This window comes from Flavobacterium sp. UM26, assembly GCF_057922445.1.
Window position 1 is genome coordinate 82006 of sequence record NZ_JBVHCY010000005.1, and the last position, 19259, is coordinate 101264.

A 19259-nucleotide genomic window follows, 5' to 3' on the forward strand; every position below is an offset into this window, starting at 1 on the left:
TTATCTTATAAAATAAAACCCAAATGTAGCCCAATTTATTGTATTATCCGTTTATTTTCAACTTCATTCCGGGTTTTAAATCTTGACTGGTAATGCCATTCCATTTCTCTAAATCAGAAATAGTAACTCCAGGATATTTTTTGGAAATGCTAAAAAGTGAATCTCCTTTTTTTACATAATAATCATTCGAGGTTCCTTTCGTTTTAGAAGAAGGAAATAATTCTTTTTTCTTAAATGAATCAGCTGTAGCATTATTGGTAATGATAGCAATCTCATTTTTGGCCACAATTAAGGCTGTTCCAACAGGTACTTTTTGTTTTGAAATAGCATTCCAAGCTATCAAATTAGCTGGTGTTGTCCCGAATTTTTTGGCAATAGTTCCTAAATTATCCCCTTCCTGAACCGTATACGTAATATCTTTTACTTCTGGTTTCGTCACTTCTTGAACGGCAACCGCTTGACTAACGCCAACCTGAAAACTCATTCCTGGTTTCAAATTATTAGCTGTAGTTGGATTCCAAGTACGCAAATCTTCTACCGAGACATTGTATTTACGAGCAATCATATTCAAATTATCACCTTTCTGGACGATATATTGCGTAGTGGTTGGAGCAACTAAAAGCGAATCTAATTGAGTTTCCTTAGTTTTTTCTGCGGATTTAACTCCAGCAACGGCAGTGCTCGCAATAGCTGTAGGATTGGTTTCAACTCCAGGACGAGAGGTTTTAATTTTTAATATTTTACCTAAAGGAACCGAATTCCCTTTGATTCCATTCCAACGTTTAAGGTCAGCTACGGTAACTTTATAATCGGCAGCTACTGTGTTTAAGTTATCACCTTTTTTGATTTTATACCATTCATTGATAGTAGCCACATCCGAAGAATCTGCCGCTTTTCCTCTAGATGCTAAAGCTGATTTTGACCATTGCAAAGGTTGTCTTCGTTGGTTATTATCATAAGCGACGTAAGCATAGATTTTATCTTCGTTAGAAGTAAAAATGGCAATTTTGTTTTGTGGCAATCGCAAATAATTAGGTTGATCGCCATAAACAGGAATAACATTCATTTTGTACGAAGGATTCAACAATTGCAATTCGACTACAGGGATATCGATTAAATCGGAAATTTGTTTGAAGGAGATTTCTTTTTGGATACGAATCGTGTCGGTTTCGAAGTGTTTGAAAGTAGCACGTTCAGGTTTAATGCCGTGCTCTTTATGGTATTCATACAAGTACATCGTAGCTAAAAAAGCAGGGACGTAACCTTGAGTTTCTTGTGGTAAATGTTTTTTTATGTCCCAAAACGTTTGCTGACCGCCCGATCGCCTTATGGCCTTGGTTACGTTTCCTGGACCTGAATTATAGGAGGCTAAAACCAAATCCCAGTCGTTGAATAAAGGGTACATATTGGCCATATATTGTGCCGCTGCTTCAGAAGATTTCAACGGATCCGACCGCTCATCAACATACGAATCGATTCGTAAATTATATTGTTTTCCGGTATGATACATAAATTGCCAAAGTCCTGTTGCACCAACTCTAGAAACCGCTTTTGGATTCAAGGCAGATTCTACTATGGCTAAATACTTTATTTCTAAAGGAATGTTCTTTTTCGCCAAAGCTTCTTCGAAAATCGGAAAGTAATATTCAGAGGTTGCCATTAAACGAGCGAAAGCTTTCTTTCGGTTTTTCAAAAAGGATTTAATCAAATTTTCTAATCCTTGATTGTATTCAATATGAAACGGAGACTTGGCATCCATAGCCGCTAGTCTTTGTTTTAATAACTCGGTGGGCAATTCAAAATCAACACTTTGATCTGTGTTTATCGTTTGAATATCCTTAGTTAAGTCGTTGTAAATATCTAAGTTGGTTAACTCTTTCATCCATAAACTATCGACTTGTTCAGTAGTAGTATGTCGAACAAAAGTTTGTTTGATAGAATCTAAATAAGAAAGAGGTATAGGAGAGGGTTGAATCGATTTAACTTCAGCGACTTGCTGCGAAAAAGCAACAAACGAGATAAGGAACAATAAGCTTAGTGTGGCATTTTTAAGACTCATATAATTTGATTTCAATGTGCTTTATTTCAGCTGATTAACCAATTGGTTTTGCAAAATTACTTGGTAAAAACTAAAAAAAACCATAAATATTGTTAAATATACAATATTTATGGTTTTTAAGCCCATTTTACTTTAAAAAAATATGTTAAAGTAGGATTATTCGAATAGTTATGCAATTCTAAAAATCGCAAATTTTTTGATTATTCTAAAATCGCTGCAATTCCTGGTAAGGTTCTTCCTTCTAACATTTCTAGCATAGCACCTCCACCAGTAGAAACATAACTTACTTTGTGTTCAAAACCAAATTGTTTTACAGCCGCTACAGAATCACCTCCACCAACTAATGAAAAAGCACCATTAGCAGTAGCCTCTGCAATATAATCACCTAAAGCAATCGTTCCTTTGGCAAAAGTTTCCATTTCAAAAACTCCTAATGGTCCATTCCAAAGAATAGTTTTAGAAGCTAAAATTACTTCTTTAAAGTTAGCCAATGATTTTGGTCCCGCGTCTAAACCTTGCCATCCTTCTGGTATCTGCTTCACATCTACTACTTGTGTATTGGCTGTATTAGAGAAATCATCTGCAGCCACTACATCTACAGGAATATGAATTTGTACCCCTTTTTCTTTAGCCAAACGTAAAATTTCAAGCGCCAAATCTTGCTTGTCATCCTCACAAATAGAGTCACCAACAGATCCGCCTAAGGCTTTAATAAAAGTAAAAGTCATACCACCACCAATAATCATATGGTCTACTTTGTCTAAAATATTTTCGATTACTGTAATTTTAGAAGACACTTTAGAACCTCCTAATACGGCAGTTACAGGTTTCTCACTGTTTTTTAATACTTTATTCAAACTATCAATTTCTTTGGCTAACAACGTTCCAAAACATTTACTTGTTGGAAAAAATTGAGCAATAATGGTTGTAGAAGCATGAGCACGGTGTGCTGTTCCAAAAGCATCATTTACATAAACATCACCTAAGTCCGCTAATTTTTTAGCAAAATCAACATCGCCAGCTTCTTCTTCTTTATAAAAACGTAAATTCTCTAACAACAACACTTGACCAGGTTGTAAAGCCGCAGCTGCAGTAGTAGCAGGTTCTCCAATGCAATCTGTAGCAAATTGAACAGGTACACCCAAAACTTCAGAAGTTTTAGCTACTATATGACGTAACGAATATTTGTCTTCAGCTCCTTTTGGTCTTCCTAAGTGCGACATTAAAATAACGCTTCCACCGTCAGCTAAAATTTTATCAATAGTAGGCTTTGCAGCTTCAATTCTGTTGGCATCCGTTACATTAAAATTTTCATCTAAAGGCACATTAAAATCAACACGGATAATTGCTTTTTTATCTTTGAAATTGAAATCGTTTAAAGTTTTCATTATATATATGTATTTAATTTAAAAATGTATATGGTCTCACAAAGATACACTATTTTACGTTTTTGATTTGTAGTGCCCACTATTAAAAAATAGCTAATTAATAACGAAATCGATGTAAATTTATAAATATCACAACTAAAGGGTTAAAAAAATTAAGGAATAATGGCTTGACAGGTGTCAGTTCTCAGCCGTCAGTTGTGAGTTCTCGGTCGTCAGTTCTCGGTCGTCAGTTCTCGGTCGTCAGTTCTCGGTTGTCAGTTTTGGGTTGTCAGTTTTGGGTTGTCAGTTTTGGGTTGTCAGTTTTGGGTTGTCGGTTATGAGGTATGAGGTGTGAGGTGTGGGTTAATAAAAAGTTAAGCTAGTTAAACAGTTAACAAATTAAACGATTAAACCTTTAACAATAGAACAGCTAACCGATTAACGAACAAAAAAAAGCCCTTTCCAAAAAAATGAAAAGGGCTCTAGTAGTATACTATTTGCAAAACTATTCGTGAACTGGATTTTGGGTACAAGGACAATTACTTAATCCTTGGAAGAAATCAAATCCTAAAGTAACCATATGCGTACCAGAATTGTAAGCCGCCATCTCATTCATTGTAATTTGGTAGGCATATCCAAAATAAAATCCTGATTTTTTAAAACCTACCATTGGTCCTACATTTAGTGGTTTTCCTATTTGGTCATTCAAAAAACGATAGGAAGCTCCAACCCAATAATAGTCATCATAACTGTTATATTTTCTGTATTTGATATTTATGTCGGTGCTTGATCTTCTATCCGATTCAAAGTATTGAAAATACACTGAAGGTTCAATTTCTCCGCGGTTATATCCTCCATCGCTAAAAACATATCCAGAGTACACTTGATAATTACGCAACAAGTCTGGCTCTAGTGCAATAAACTTATCCAAATCTTTGGGTAAAATATTACTAGCATTAAAACTCAAATAAAATTTATTCAAACGATACAATAGTCCAACATCAAAGTTATTGTTGGATGTAAAACGATTATTATTGATAGATGGGTCTGGATTCGTAGGCGATAAATCATCTATATCAATTTTGAAATTGTTAATGTTAAATGATAAACCAAAAGACAAATATTGTTTAGAATAATAATCCAAAATAATATGATGCGCAAACGAAGCTTTAGCTCCAGTTTGGCGCGTATTCCCGTTTTTATCATTATACATAGAAATCCCAACACCCGATTGATCTGCAATTCTAAAATCGGCATAAACAGATTGGTTGTTTGGGGCGTCTTTGATTCCAACCCATTGTGTCAATCCATTCAAACGAATTCTAAAATTATCACCTATTCCTGCATAGGTTGGAGACAACACAAAAGGGTTATCGGCCAAATACTGTGTCCAAACGGGCAAATTCAACTCTTGAGTGTGACCTGCCACACTCATAAAAAGCAACAATGCAATTAAACTCTTTTTCATAATACAGTAGATTCTTTGTTGGCATTACCACGCGCTATTGGGGCATAGCGTCGTGGTTACCTGTTATTTTGGGGTCTTCCTTTTGTCTTTTTACTTTATCTCATTAAAGTGAAATGACCTACAAACTCACGATCATCTTGAACATTTTTCAGTTTTAATACATACCAATAATCACCTGTTGGTAACTCTAGACTGTTATATTTTCCGTCCCAACCTTGACCTTCTCTTAACGTCGCAACTTTTCTACCATAACGGTCAAAAATACTAATTGTTAAGTCTTTGTAATTAATAGTGTTGGTTGGTGTCCAAGTATCATTATTGCCATCTCCATTTGGTGTAAACACATCTGGAATTTTGATATCAATAAATTCGAAGTAACGCGTCGCTGTAGCTTCACAACCATTAGCATCTCTTACAATCACAGTATAGTCACCAGATTTATAGTAGATGAGTTTATTGCTTGTACTAAAGTTATTTCCTCCATCGAATGAATATTGGTAATTACCTGCACCTCCAGTAGCCGTTGCCACAATTTCATTTAATCCACCGTCTGACAAAGTCAAGGCCAATGGTGTAAATCCTAACACTTCAAACTGGATAGTGGTTTTCTCACAACCATTAGTGTGTCTAGCTGTAATGGTGTGGAACCCTGGGGCTACATTGCTAAAGATATTGCTCGCTTGGAAAACTGTCGAACCATCTAAAGCATAATCTACATCTGCTGGATTAGTAATACTAGCGTCTAGTGTAACCGTAACAGTATTACTTGGCGAATTGTTATCACAACCATAGGCTACTGTCGCTTTTGGATCTAAGTTTACCGATTCATCTAGCGTAACAATCCATTCAGCAGTACAACCATTAGCATCTTTGATATAAACCGTATGTTCGCCTCCAGATAAACCAGAGAAGTTGAATACCGTTTGTGCAAGAGCTCCTGTTACATAAGTACCATTAATATTATCAATACTTACACTATAAGGTGCTATACCTCCTGTGATGGTAATATCAAAGGCAGCATTATTATCACCTGCACATAATTCTTGTACTTCAGAACCTGCCACTGTACTAACAAAAATTGGTTGTGGTTCGGTGATGGTTTCTGTTAAAATCACATAACAACCATTTTCATCTTGTACAATAATCTGGTAAGTACCTGGTTTTAGGTCATTGAAAACACCCGTATCAAAGAATTGATCCATACGAGGTTCGATAGCATATTTGATTTTTCCTGTACCTCCAGAAGCCGTAATAGTTATGATACCATTTCCTGCACCATTACAAGTAACAGGTGTAGCAACTGAGCTTGCAATTAAAGCATCAGCAGGTTCAACTATAGAAACTATTATGGCTGAAATTACATTACAATCTTGACTATCTACTCTCACTTGATAGTTACCAGCTGGTAATTGTGTAAATCTACCAGGAGTTAATTGTACAGGAGTAAATCCTAATGCCCCACCCGTACCATTTAAAAGAGTATACACATAATTACCTAGACCACCAGTTGCTTTAGCAACAATCACACCACTCGTATCTCCTTTACAATTGATCTTTGCATTTACAACATCTAAATCTACTAGTAAAGTTGGAACTGGTTCAACCTTAATATCATTAGAAATGACACTAATACAACCATTTGTATCACGTACATAATAACGGTAGGTTCCTGTTGTTACCGGTAAGGTAATAGAAGATCCTGTCATAGGACTCCAAACACCTGTAGCTGTAGTACTATACTCATAGGCTCCTGTTCCTCCAGTTGCACTAAGAGTAATAGTTGCTGGAGTAGAACATGTTGGTGTTGTTGCCAATACTAAACTTGCCACAACCTCATTTGGTTCATTGATTACAATTGGAGCCGAAGTCGTTCCACAACCCCAACCATCAGTTACCGTTACGGTGTAGGTTCCTGCTCCTAAATTATTGAATACATTTCCACTTTGTGGTCCAGAGCTAATCATTGGCGTAGCCGAGGTCGTATTCAAAGTATATAAGTAATTTGATCCTTGACCTCCAGTTGGAACACTCACCGTAATAGTAGCATTTGTATTTCCTTTACAAGTTAACAAAGTAGTACTTGGCGTTGCTGTAAAGGCTATTGGTGTTGGGTTATTCAATACTATAGTAGCGAACACTTCACATCCTTTTGGATCTCTTACTTTCACGGTGTACGTTCCTGCTGTTAAACCATTGAAATTGGATACCGTAGACCATGGAGTAACGATAGTAGCACCATTTTCTAATTGGAATTCATAACCACCTGGCCATCCACCAGTAGCAGTCGCAGCAATTGAACCATCATTATTACCTGCTACACAAGTAATTTCAGTATGTGTTTCGCTAATTACTAAAGCTGCATTAGGTCCTGTTATCGTAAAGTTTTTGCTTACGGTACAGTAAGGTGTATTGGTCAATACTGCCGTTACGGTATAAGTTCCTGCGGCTAAATTAGTCAAGCTAATAGGTGCAGCAGAAGTAGCCGTACCCGAACTAGGTGTAGGTCCTGTAACCGTATAAGTAAATGGTCCTGCATTATCTACTGGAGTAGGAACTCTATCAATTAAAGTCACTCTCGCACTTCCGTTGGTGCCATTTAAACAAGTAACATCCACTACATTGTCAATGGTTAAGTCGAAAGTGTTCGGTTCGTTTACGTAGTGTACCCCAATGATTTCACAATTCGTATCTAAGTTTCTTACTGTGATTTCGTAATTACCAACTGGTAAATCGGTGAATGTAGCAACACCAGCAACTACTGAAACTGGAGTTAAACTATATGCAGTTCCTTTAATTGCTGTTGGAGGAGTAACACTATTATCATAGATTACATCTCGAACCGTAAATTGCAAATTAGCAGGTGTACCACCAATTGCGCTAACCGAAACTGCAATATCCTCAAGATTAGTACATGTTATCGCATTAGTAACATTCACATTCACTTTATCCAATTGGATATAAGGAGCAATAGTGATTGCTGCTGTTGATGTGCCCATACAACCTTTATCGTCATATACATTCACAACATAAGAACCTCCTGAAAGATTCGCTTCGGTGTATACATTGCTGTTACCAAATTGTACTGAAGTACCATTTTTGATAAACTCATAATTCAAGTATGTACCTGAACCTCCGGTAACTCCTGTAACCGTAAGGGTAGCCAAGTTACCTGTATTTCCTGATGTACAACCAAATTGAACTACTGCTGGAGCAGGAACCGTAATTAATCCTGGTTCAATTATAGTTATAGTGGCTGTAGCTGTACATCCTCTTTCTGATGTTACTACAACCGTATACGTACCCGCAGCTAAACCACTAAATAATGGTGATGCTTGTGCTGGTCTTGTTACTGGTAAACTACCCACAGTTGTAGTTCCTGATAAAGTATACGTATACACTGGATTATCATTTACACCAGGCGCAGGAGTAGCCATAGTAGCGGTGATTGTACCATCATTTCCTCCGTTACAAGTCACCTCTGTTTTGGCTAAAGCAAAACCTGTAACTGGTGTAGCTTGTTGTAAAATTACAGACGCCCCTACTATACAAGTAGTAACTGTATCTCGAACCTCAATAGTTCTTGTGCCAAAGGAAACATTAGTAAATGGTGTTGAAGTAGTCCAAGCACCTCCATCAATTCTGTATTCATAATTGCCAGATCCTCCTGTTGTACTTACAGATATTACACCATCACCATTCGCACAAGAAACAGGTGTCGTTACCGTTGGCGTTAAAATAAGTGGTTGACGAATCACTACTAATCCTGTTACTGTTGTTGTACAACCGTTAGCATCTTTCACCGTTACATCATAACTTCCAGGAGCGTTGACTACAAAGGTTGGATTGGTTTGGAAACCACCGCCAATACTGTATTCAAACGGTCCTACTCCAGTTGGAGTATTGATAGTAAACGTATACGTTCCATTGATCGGATCTGGACATTCGCTAAATGGTGCAACGGATATTGCACTTGGATTAGCATCTAAAACAATAGTTTGTGGTTTATTAAGTGGACAACCATTCGCATCCATCACATACACATCCCAAACCATATTGGCTCCTGAATTTGTATCTACAGTCAATTGATTACTTAAGCCATAAGCCGATGGGGCTGGGGCTGAAGCTGTAGTTGGAACCACCGCATATTTATACACTGGTGTTCCTCCAGTAGCTGTTACGGTTATAGTAGCTTCATCATTATTACAGTTGATATTTGTAGCAGTAGCGTTAAAATCTAAAACTGCTGCTGGTTGGCTAACCGTAAAATCAATAATCTGAGCAACACAACCGGATATATTATCTGTGATTGTGAATGTGTAATTACCTGCTGGTAAATTTGAGTAGGTAAAGACATCACCTACTTTAGTTAAGGTACCTAAAGCAGGGGATAAAGTTTCAGTATAACTATTTGCAGTTATGTAATCTGCTACCGTAAAGGCAATGGTACCTGTGCTGTCTCCATTACAAAATACATCATTAATTACTTGAGCGGTAACCGAGATTTTATCCGCTTCTTCTACTACAAAAGCTTTAGTTGTACTACAACCATTCGCGTCCGTTACTTTAATTACATAAGTATCGGCAACCAAATTGTTAAAATCAAATGGTGCAGCAGTTGGTGCGCTTGGGGTAGTTGCAGTGGGGGATATAATTTCAAACACAAATGGACCTACACCTCCCGTTACACTATTTACGGTAACTGTTGCCGCCAAACCTGGTGTATTACAATAAATAATACTTTGGGATATATCCATATCTGTTGGTGGGGTGTAAGCAGGTACAGGTATTGTTCCTACTGCACTTTTACATCCATTAGAATCACTTACCATATAGCTTATGGTTTGCGCAGTATTCACAGAATAAGAAGGGGAACTTTGCCAAGTAATTCCACCATCAAAACTATAGGTGTATCCTGGTGTTCCTCCAGCCGGAGCAAGTGTTACAATAGCATCTGTTGGTGCATTACTGCTGTTACAACCAAATGGAACAAGACTAGGCGTAACTGTTACAGCAGCTGGTGCCGTAATTGGAATAGCAGGTGCTGCCGTAGAAGGACATCCTTTAGCATCTGTAACCACAACAGTATACGATCCAACTGGCAATCCCGAATAAACACCCGTGCTATCTCCTGTTGTATTAATCACAGGACCAGTAAGCGTAAAAGTATAAGGTGCTATACCATTAGCTGGTGTAATCGTTATGGTGCCATCTGAACCACCATCGCAAGTTACATTAGTTACAACAGTAGTAAATGTTGGAGTTGTATTTGGCGTAACAATAACGTCTTGAGATTCTGCTTGGCATCCTTGAGAATCCGTCACTCTAAATTTATAAGTTCCAGGAATACTTGTTGTAAATGGATTAACAGCAGGACCATAACCCGTTCCATTATCTACTTCAAAAGTAGTATAACTGTTGGTTCCACCTGCTGGTACCAAAGTAACACTAGCTGGATTTGGACAGGTCAAATCTGCAGTCAAATTAGCTTGTAAAGTCAATTGTGGTTGAATAGTATAAGGTGGAGAAGCAATCTCACAACCATTACTATCCTGAATTCTAAAAATATAAGATCCAGCAGCATTTATTGTAAACACGTTACTTGCCTGATAAGCACCACCATTGATGCTATACGTTGGCGTACCAAAGGAAGTCCCAGTAACAGTAATAGTAACTGGAGCGCCAGTAAAACAAACAGGAGCTATTGGATCAATAGTTGGCTCTGGGTCTTTTGCAATCGTAACAGGTACGTTAACTGTACAACCATTAGCATCTCTTACTTGTATAGTCCAACTTGTACCAAGATTGTAATCCAAAGTGATTACATTGCCTGCAACATGACCACCTGTTGGCGGAGTAGCACCAAGCGCATAGGCATAAGTATATGGTCCTGTTCCTCCTGTTGTGGTTAAGGTTACCAGTGCTCCTGAATTACAAGTAGCATTTACATTTGAAGCAATTGCTGATGTAAGTGGTTGAGCAGGTTGAGTAATTTGGAACAATTCGGAAGTATTACATTGTGTACCATCAACTTCTTTAACAAATAAATTATAAGTCCCGGCTTTTAACCCAGTTAAACTACCGCTTACATCACTACCAGTTAAACCAGAAAATGTTATATTTTTTGGTGGAACAACTGGTAAATTTGTTAATTGATCTCTTACTTCCACTAACAATTGAGTTACAGTTGGATTATAATTTTTAATGGTAAAACTTACAATTCCATCATCAGATCCGCCATTACATGTAACATTAGTTGTTGCAATTGGATCAACCTGAATTGCAGATAATGTTGGAGTAGTAACATCAACAATGGTAAAGCAACCACCTGCATCAATAACTTGAAACTGATAGGTAACACCATGGTCTAACCCCGTAAATGTATGAGTTGTTGCTGCAATAGGACCAACAGATGTTAATGGTTGACCATAAATTTGATAAGTAAAGGGTGCTGCACCTATTAAAACATTAATATCAACAGAAGCACCTAATAAACAAGTGCCTGAACTAGCTAATCCTGTAGCATTAATGTTTGGTGGAGTTAAAATTCTAGTCTTAGCACTTTTAAATTCACATCCTTTTGAATCAACTATAATTACAAAATAATCACCAAAATTTAAGCCTCCAAAATTATGTGTTGTTGCTGCGATAGGACCTGTTGTAGCAATTTGTGTAAAAGTATTATTGTAAAGAGTATATGTAAAAGGTCCTACACCACCTGAAGTTATTGATGCATCAATGCTACCAGGAGCATTAGAATTACATTGAATTGGATTAGAAACAATATTTGCAACAATTGCTGGTGGATTATTCAATACAATAGTTCCTGTTGCCTCACAACCCTTGGCGTCTCTTACAATATAATTATAAATACCCGAAGCTAATCCACCAAAAACATTTGCTGAACCAAATGAAGATGGTGTTGTTGGTGAAAATGCGATGGCATAAGTAAATGGAGCAACGCCTGCAGTAGCCGTTAATCTAATTGAGCCGTCAGTAAATCCATTACAAGTTGGGTCAACATGTGTTTCAGTTGCTGTAACTGGCGTTGGTGCAGAAACGATAACAGGAATAGTTGTAGTTACTGTACATCCATTACTATCAGTAACTCTAAAGATATAACTTCCTGTGCTAGTCGTTGTAAAAGGCGCTGTAGCAGTTGTCGTAGTCCAATTTACTCCATTATCTGTTGAAAACTCATAAGTAAAGGTACCAGCACCACCAACTTTGGTAAGTGTGATTCTCGCAGGTTCGTCACCTACCACACAAGTAATATCTTTATCTAAAGCAGCACTTAAAGTTAGTCGTGATGCTATATTCAAAGGTGCAGTAGTTGCTGTACAACCGTTACCGTCTTTTACCGTTACCGTATAGCTTCCTGGCGCTAGATTGGTAAATGTATTGCTCGTTTGGAATGCCCCTCCGTTTAAACTATACGTTAATGGTGCAAATCCTATTCCTGTGGCCGTAATGGTAAAACTATTGCTAGTGGCGGTACATTGGTTAGCCGTGGCAGAAATAGTAGGTGTTGCATCTATTGGTATTGTTACTGGCGTAACTATTTTAGTGGTACAACCATTCGCATCACGAACATAAATATCCCAAGATAAATCTGCTCCGTTATTGGTATTAATGTTCAAAACATTACCAGGGGCATACGTTGGAGTTGCGGTACTTCCAGCAGGTAAATAAGCATAGGTATAGCTTAGGGTTCCTCCAGTAGCTACTACCGTAACTTGCGAAGTATATTTGCTACAAAATACCTTTGTAGGTGTTGCTGATACAATCGCTAATCCAGCTGTTGGTTGCGTTAAATTGATAGTGTAAGTAGCCGTACAATCAGTAGTACGATCTTTCACTACAATAGTGTATGCACTAGCTGGTAAATTAGCTAAACTAATAGTAGGTGCCGATTGATTGTTATTACTATCAACTGTCGCACCTGCAGTATTAGTAACTACATAATCATAACGATGTCCGTTCAATCCACTTACGGTAAATTGTATCGCTCCTAAATTTCCAAAACAAAGTATTGGCGTAGTAACATTACCTCCAGCAACGATGTCTGGAGTACCTTTAACGGTATAAGCTCTGGTTAGTGTACAATTGGTTTTGGTATCTCTTACTTGGAAGACATAGGCTCCAGGAGCTAAGGCTTTGAATTCTCCATCTGAATTTTCTGCCGGATCAAAACCAGCGGGTCCAGAAATGATACTGTATCTTTTAGGTGCCGAAACCCCTGAAGCTGCAATATTCACATGACCACCAGCAGGAGAGGTTCTACAATCCCAACCAAAATCAGTGATTGTTATACCTGTAAATTGTTCTGGGGCTGTAATCGAAATAGTCAATGGGCCAATCTGACAGTTGTTGGCATCGCGTACAAGAACGTTTACTGGTCCTGCTGTTGTGGTTGAAAAAGTGTTAGATGTAGTATAAGGATTTCCATTAAAGCTATATCGTAAGATTCCTGTACCACCAGAAGCAGTAACTGTTACTACAGCCGGTACTGTTCCTGTTGGACTACATCCTATATCGGTAGCTGCAATTGAAGCAGTTACAACTGGCGGATTGACAATCGTCACTTGTGTTACTGCCGATTCACAACCTTTACTATCAATTACTTTTACATCATATACTCCGGCAGCCAAACCAGTAAATTTATTAGTAGTTTGAGAAATGTTAACTGGTCCTGCGATTTCGTAGGTATAAGCACTTGTAAACCCACCCGAAGCCGTTACGGTAATGGTGCCGTCGTTGGCATTGTTGCACGTAATATCGGTTTTGCTCGTGGTAATCGTTGGGGTAGTTTTTTGGGTTACAGTAATAGTGTTACTAGTAGCCGGACAACCTCTACTATCATTTACAGTAAACACATAAGTACCGTGAGTAGTTGCTGTGTAAGGGAATGATGTTACGGCAGTTGCAGCACCTCCATTATGCGAAACCGTATAAGTATAAGGAGTTCCATTTCCTCCTGTAACTACTGGGTTACCAATAGTGGCATCAGCCAAACAAGTTAAGTCATTGATTAAAGAAACGGTAAATCCTATTTGTGGTGCAATTACAATACTAGAAATAGTCGCCGTACAATTGTTGCTATCGGTTACCACTATAGTGTGCGTACCTGGTGCCACATTAGTAAAAGAATAACTTGTAGCCGCAGAAGCAACCGCTGCATTGCTATTTAATTTATACGTAAATGGTCCTGTTCCACCGGTAACCGTTACGTCAAAAGTAGCAGGATTAGCAGTAGTATAGCAATAGTCTGTCGTAGTTGCCAAGGCAGCAGTTAATGCTGGTGGTGCGGTTACTGCAACAGCTACACCAACAGGAATCTGGCAGGAATTAGCATCACGAACAAAAACAGTATAGTTTCCAGAAGGAACATTGGTAAAAACACCTCCGTTGTTACTATAAGCTGTTACTACAGTTGTTCCGTTAGACTGGCGTAATTCGTACTGATAGGCTGGGGTACCGCCGCCACCAATAGCTGTGATAGTAGCTCCAGTAGTACAAGTCGCTGATTTAGTAACCGAAGCACTCAATGTTAATGCTGCTGGTGCACTAATGGTTACATCAAATGGTTTAGCACAAGCCGCCACAGAAGAGCCAACAGGACGTACGATTACTTTGTATAAGTTACCCGCCAAATTATTTACAGTTACAGGAGAAGTAAATAAAGCAGCACTCCAAGTCGTTCCGTTATCTAAAGAATATTGGTAGCCTGTAGTGGTATCAAAATTAGTAGCACTAATAGTGATTTCACCATTGGTCAATCCATTACAAGTTACGTTTTTCGTTCCAGAAATTTGAGCGGTAAAGGCTTTACCTGTAGGTACAACGATTGTAAAGTCTTTAGTAGACAAACAAGTTTTTGGTAATTGGAAAACTTTGATGTCGTCTATGGCTACATCGTTACCACTGGTTTGTCTAACATTAGAACGTACAATAAACTTTAATGTAGTATTGGATCCTGGATTTAATGTAATAGGCGTTTTAGGATAATTTTCCCATTTTTCAGATTTTGGAATATCGCCTGTATTGTACCAAGAAATTTCAGTGCCAGTAGCATCTACAAGAGCCACTCTTAAATCAGGATTAAATTGTGTATTAGTTTTATTTAATAAATTCATTGCAAAAAACTCGACATTTATCGGTTGATTTGGAATGATGTTATTAATTACTTTTTCGTATAAAATCTCGGTAACTGGTATTTTATCTCCAATATTCACTACCAAGCATCTTCCTTTAGGTGTTGGAGGAACCGTTGGAGGCGTATGATCACCTGGTTGCAACCAAGGACCAAAAGGGCTGACAATTCTTGCTGTAACAGAATAGTCTCCATCATTTATTTGAATACTTCCTCTACATTGGGTAGCTACTACTTGGCGTTCAAAACAATAATAAGTAGCATTCATACCAGGAGAAGTCGTATCGTCCCCATAGCCAAAGTTTTCAAACAACAAATTACTAAAAGTAGGAACGGCATTTAGCTTGTATTCAACTTTAATAGAGTGAGTCCCTGGAGGCACATTCAAAAACACATTATTAGGGGTATTGGTATTTTTTACCCCATCCATATAATAATCATAAGTATAGGTTGAACCTCCTGGATTTGCCACTGTAACAGTGCTTGTAGCCGTACCATCACAATTAAAATCTACTGGTGTGGCAACATCTATTTGCGGTGCCGCAGGTTCAGGATCTAAAGTAACTGGTGCACTAAAAATACAACCGTTAGCATCTCTTACATACAAAGTATACGTTCCTGGTGCTTTATAAGCATCGTTAACCGTTGTCCAAGTTGCCTGATTGTCGAAACTATATTCGTATGGTGCAACACCTCCCTGAGGGTTGGTGATTCGCACTTTCCCATAACTTTTAGGATTTGGAGCTATACCACAACCCGCTAATTCAGATACCCCAGCAGAAGCTGTTAGTGCAGCAGCAGGTTCTGTGATAGTAACAGCTGGTTGAGGATCAAAACAATCTACTCCACCCAAACTATATCTAAGAATTGGGGTGTAGGTTCCCGGAGCTAAATTAGTGAAGGCACCATTAGCCACATAGGTTGCTCCGTTATCTATACTATAGGCTAAGGTATAGCCATTAGCGTTAGTCACATTAAAATTGATGGCTCCTGAATTCGCACCATAACACAGAACATCGGTTTTGGTTACTGTGAATACTGGTTTTGGAGTAGCATTAATAGTGATAGGAGCTAAAGTGAATTCGCAGTTATTAAAATCAACAACTCGTATGTTATAGACTCCAGGTGTTGCCACATCAATTATTGGTGAACCTTGAAAATCAGTAGTACTATTCACAAAATAAGTAAATGGACCAGTACCCCCCACTGGTGTCACGGTTATTTCACCATTTTCACAAGTTAAGGGTTTGGTAATAGCAGCTGTAGCTGTTAACACACCAGGTTCTACCAAAGTTACCGTGCCAGTATAATCACAACCGTCTTCCGTTTTAACAGTAACAGTATAAGTACCTGGATTGAGATTATTGAAAGTGTAGTCGTTTGGAGTAATTGGACCCACTTTACTAACAGATACTCCAGATGCATTAAAAATTTCAAAAAAGTATTGAGCTCTTACATCATTTGCTGCTAATTTCACAGAACCTTTTCCTCCATTACACAAAGGATTATTTACTGTAGTAGTTACTGTAAAATCACGTTTTCTTATTTGAATACCAGGAATGGTAAAGACACACGCATTAGCCACATTTGCAGTTGAACGAATGTAAACCGTATAAATATTTGGAGTAGTAATAGGCAATATATTACTAGCTTGGTAATTGGTACCATCTAAACTATACTCATATCCCGTACCCGCAGCAGGTGTTCCCACCACAATTTCTCCATTAGTTGTACAAATAATATCTCTTGAGGTTGCGGTTGGTGTTAAATTATTTTCATATACATTAAAAAAGTAACGGTTAAAACAACCATTTGCATAACGTAAAGTAATTCTATACTGACCCTGATCGCCCACATTATAATCGGGTCCCGTTGCCACTTGTGTCCATGTACAAGTATTTGTTTCATCGGCACAAAGTGTATTAGGAACTAAAACACAACTACTTTTTTCCCAGACTATATCTGCAGTATCTGTAACACCTGTTCTAATATATTTTTTGGCATTGGCACCGCATAAATAAATATTTGGTAGTGGTTTACCGTTATTTGGGCAGGTTACTACTTCTGAAGCAAATGGAATTACTGGATTGACTACCGTGGTACCAAATGGCTCAACTGTAACCGTCTCATCGATAGAAATACATGGCGCTAAAGCTGTATTTCTTACATAATAAGTCCCAACATTAGTAACAGTTATGGTTTGCGTATTACCAATAATTGGTCCTGTTGCTACGCCATTAACAAAAGGACTTGTAGACCACTCATATTTGTTATATCCATTGGCAGCCGAAATAGCAACACTTGAACCACATAACTGATACTTTTTGGTGTATTTACAACCATCAACACCTACCAAAAAGTTCGTAGGAGCAGCAACAGCCAAATTACAACTTCCAAAAACAGAAATACTAGGGTCATCAGTTATAACAGAAGGATTTGTTATCCCTCGATAAGTAGCAAATGCCTGATTTTGAATTCGATCTGAACAAGCATCACTTAAATCATTACAATTAGGAACTACTTGTACTCCAAATTTGATAAACCATTGATTTCCATTAATCTTTACTAAATCATTAGGAATAGTAAAAATTAATGTTCTAGTTGCTGCTGTGTAGGTATAAGTGATACCTGATCCGTTTGGAATAACAATTGAATTAGGATCAAAAAGTATGTTAATAGGCAAAACATCTTTAATAGTAAATTGATCGGCATCATCATTACCAACATTTTTAAATCCAATTTCATAATTTAAATAATCACCAAGGGTAACATTTTGATTACCAATATCAACACCTGCAGCATTTTTAACGACTTTTGTCAATACTATTTTAGGTTCGATAATATCAACAGCAAATGTAGTCAAGTAAGCCGCATAAGTATCTGATGTAGAAGTAAGTCGATAAGTAGCACCTGTTTCACCATTTGGAATTACACCATTATTCGGATTATTAACATTAATCAAATCCATATCAAATCCCAAGGTATTTAAACTATTGGGCACCCTTGTGTTTACATTAGCTGAAAATGGTGCTGTAGTTGTGGGAACAGTAATACTCGAATTGAAAACGTTATTCAACGGGTTAAGATTGTTATTTACATAAGTAAAAGTAGGTCTTGAATTGGCCTTAATCAGCAAATCATCTCCAAATAATCGTGATTCTCCCTCTTGTGTCGCAACTCCAATTGTTGCTCTAACCGGTAGGGGAGCCGGAAGGGTTCTAAAACCATTAACAGTAAAATCAATATTCCTTAAAGCCGAAGTAATTCCTACAAAACCATCAAAAGTAGAAATATAACGACTCGGTAAAGTTGGGCTTTCATAGATGACAACTAAGGTCCAACCAGCCATAGAACCAGAACTTTTTTTCCCTTTCGCTGCTCTAATGTTTGCTGCAAAATAATTACCATTTGGATCTGCTAAAGATTGCAAAAGTCCAGTTACATTTTTGTAACATGCATAAGGCGTATTTGGCATTTTACTTGATGCTGGAGCGGCATTATCATCATAAATGATATCATCTTCATCCCCAGCCGGATCAGGATTATTGTCTGCTACTATATCTATATAATTAGCCGCTCCTGGTACTTTAAACTTTATTTGGTTCCAATCATCTCTTCTTGGAGTTCCTTGTGTATTAGAATTTGGGTTAGTACTCCTTTCATAAGGATAAATAGCTGTCCAATATAAACCTGCATACACTATTCGTTTACAGGATTGATTGATTCGCAATTCTGCACTACTTGAAGCAAAAGTAGTTGGATCCGAATCAATATCTGTATATTCCTGATTAAAACCATTGTTGTTTGCAGCTGTATTGAAATTCTGATTAGCTTCGGCAGTAAGAGTTGCTAAATTGGTTGGGGTACCATTAGGATCAGAAGCACTGAATGTGGGCTGAGTAACGGTTCTACTCATCATACTATTACCAACGAAAATTACATCTCCTTTGATTCTCATATTACCTCCTGGTAATCTTGGAGAAAATGTTTTTCCAACCTGCCCATACGACGCTTGGGTCATAAAAAGCAAAATTCCCACCATTGCAATAGCATTGGATAGGAATCTTTTTTTATTATTGCTAAATAATTGTATTTCAGATATTTGCCTCCTGAGTAACAAAGATAAATTCTTGGACATAAAAGCAAAACACTCCAAAAATAGTAGGTGTAAAATCGTAGGTTTTTTCATGGTTTTGGCATTGTATTAAAAATCTT

General features: G+C 37.7%; 4 protein-coding genes. All 4 read right to left on the minus strand.

The features are described 5' to 3' along the window. Positions 1-43: 43 nt before the first annotated feature. Positions 44-2059 (minus strand): lytic transglycosylase domain-containing protein, encoded by a 2016-nt coding sequence (locus tag ACZ1AQ_RS07740; protein ID WP_489632356.1) that lies wholly within the window; start codon positions 2057-2059, stop codon positions 44-46. Between the two features lie 200 nt (positions 2060-2259). Further along, positions 2260-3447, minus strand: coding sequence for a phosphoglycerate kinase (locus ACZ1AQ_RS07745; RefSeq protein ID WP_489632357.1), 1188 nt, complete (start codon positions 3445-3447; stop codon positions 2260-2262). A gap of 484 nt (positions 3448-3931) precedes the next feature. Continuing rightward, entirely contained in the window at positions 3932-4894 is a 963-nt protein-coding gene (locus ACZ1AQ_RS07750) for a PorP/SprF family type IX secretion system membrane protein (RefSeq protein WP_489632358.1), read from the minus strand. Between the two features lie 95 nt (positions 4895-4989). Then, complete coding sequence (locus tag ACZ1AQ_RS07755; RefSeq protein WP_489632359.1) at positions 4990-19233, minus strand: T9SS type B sorting domain-containing protein; 14244 nt, start codon at positions 19231-19233, stop codon at positions 4990-4992. Between the last annotated feature and the right edge of the window lie 26 nt (positions 19234-19259).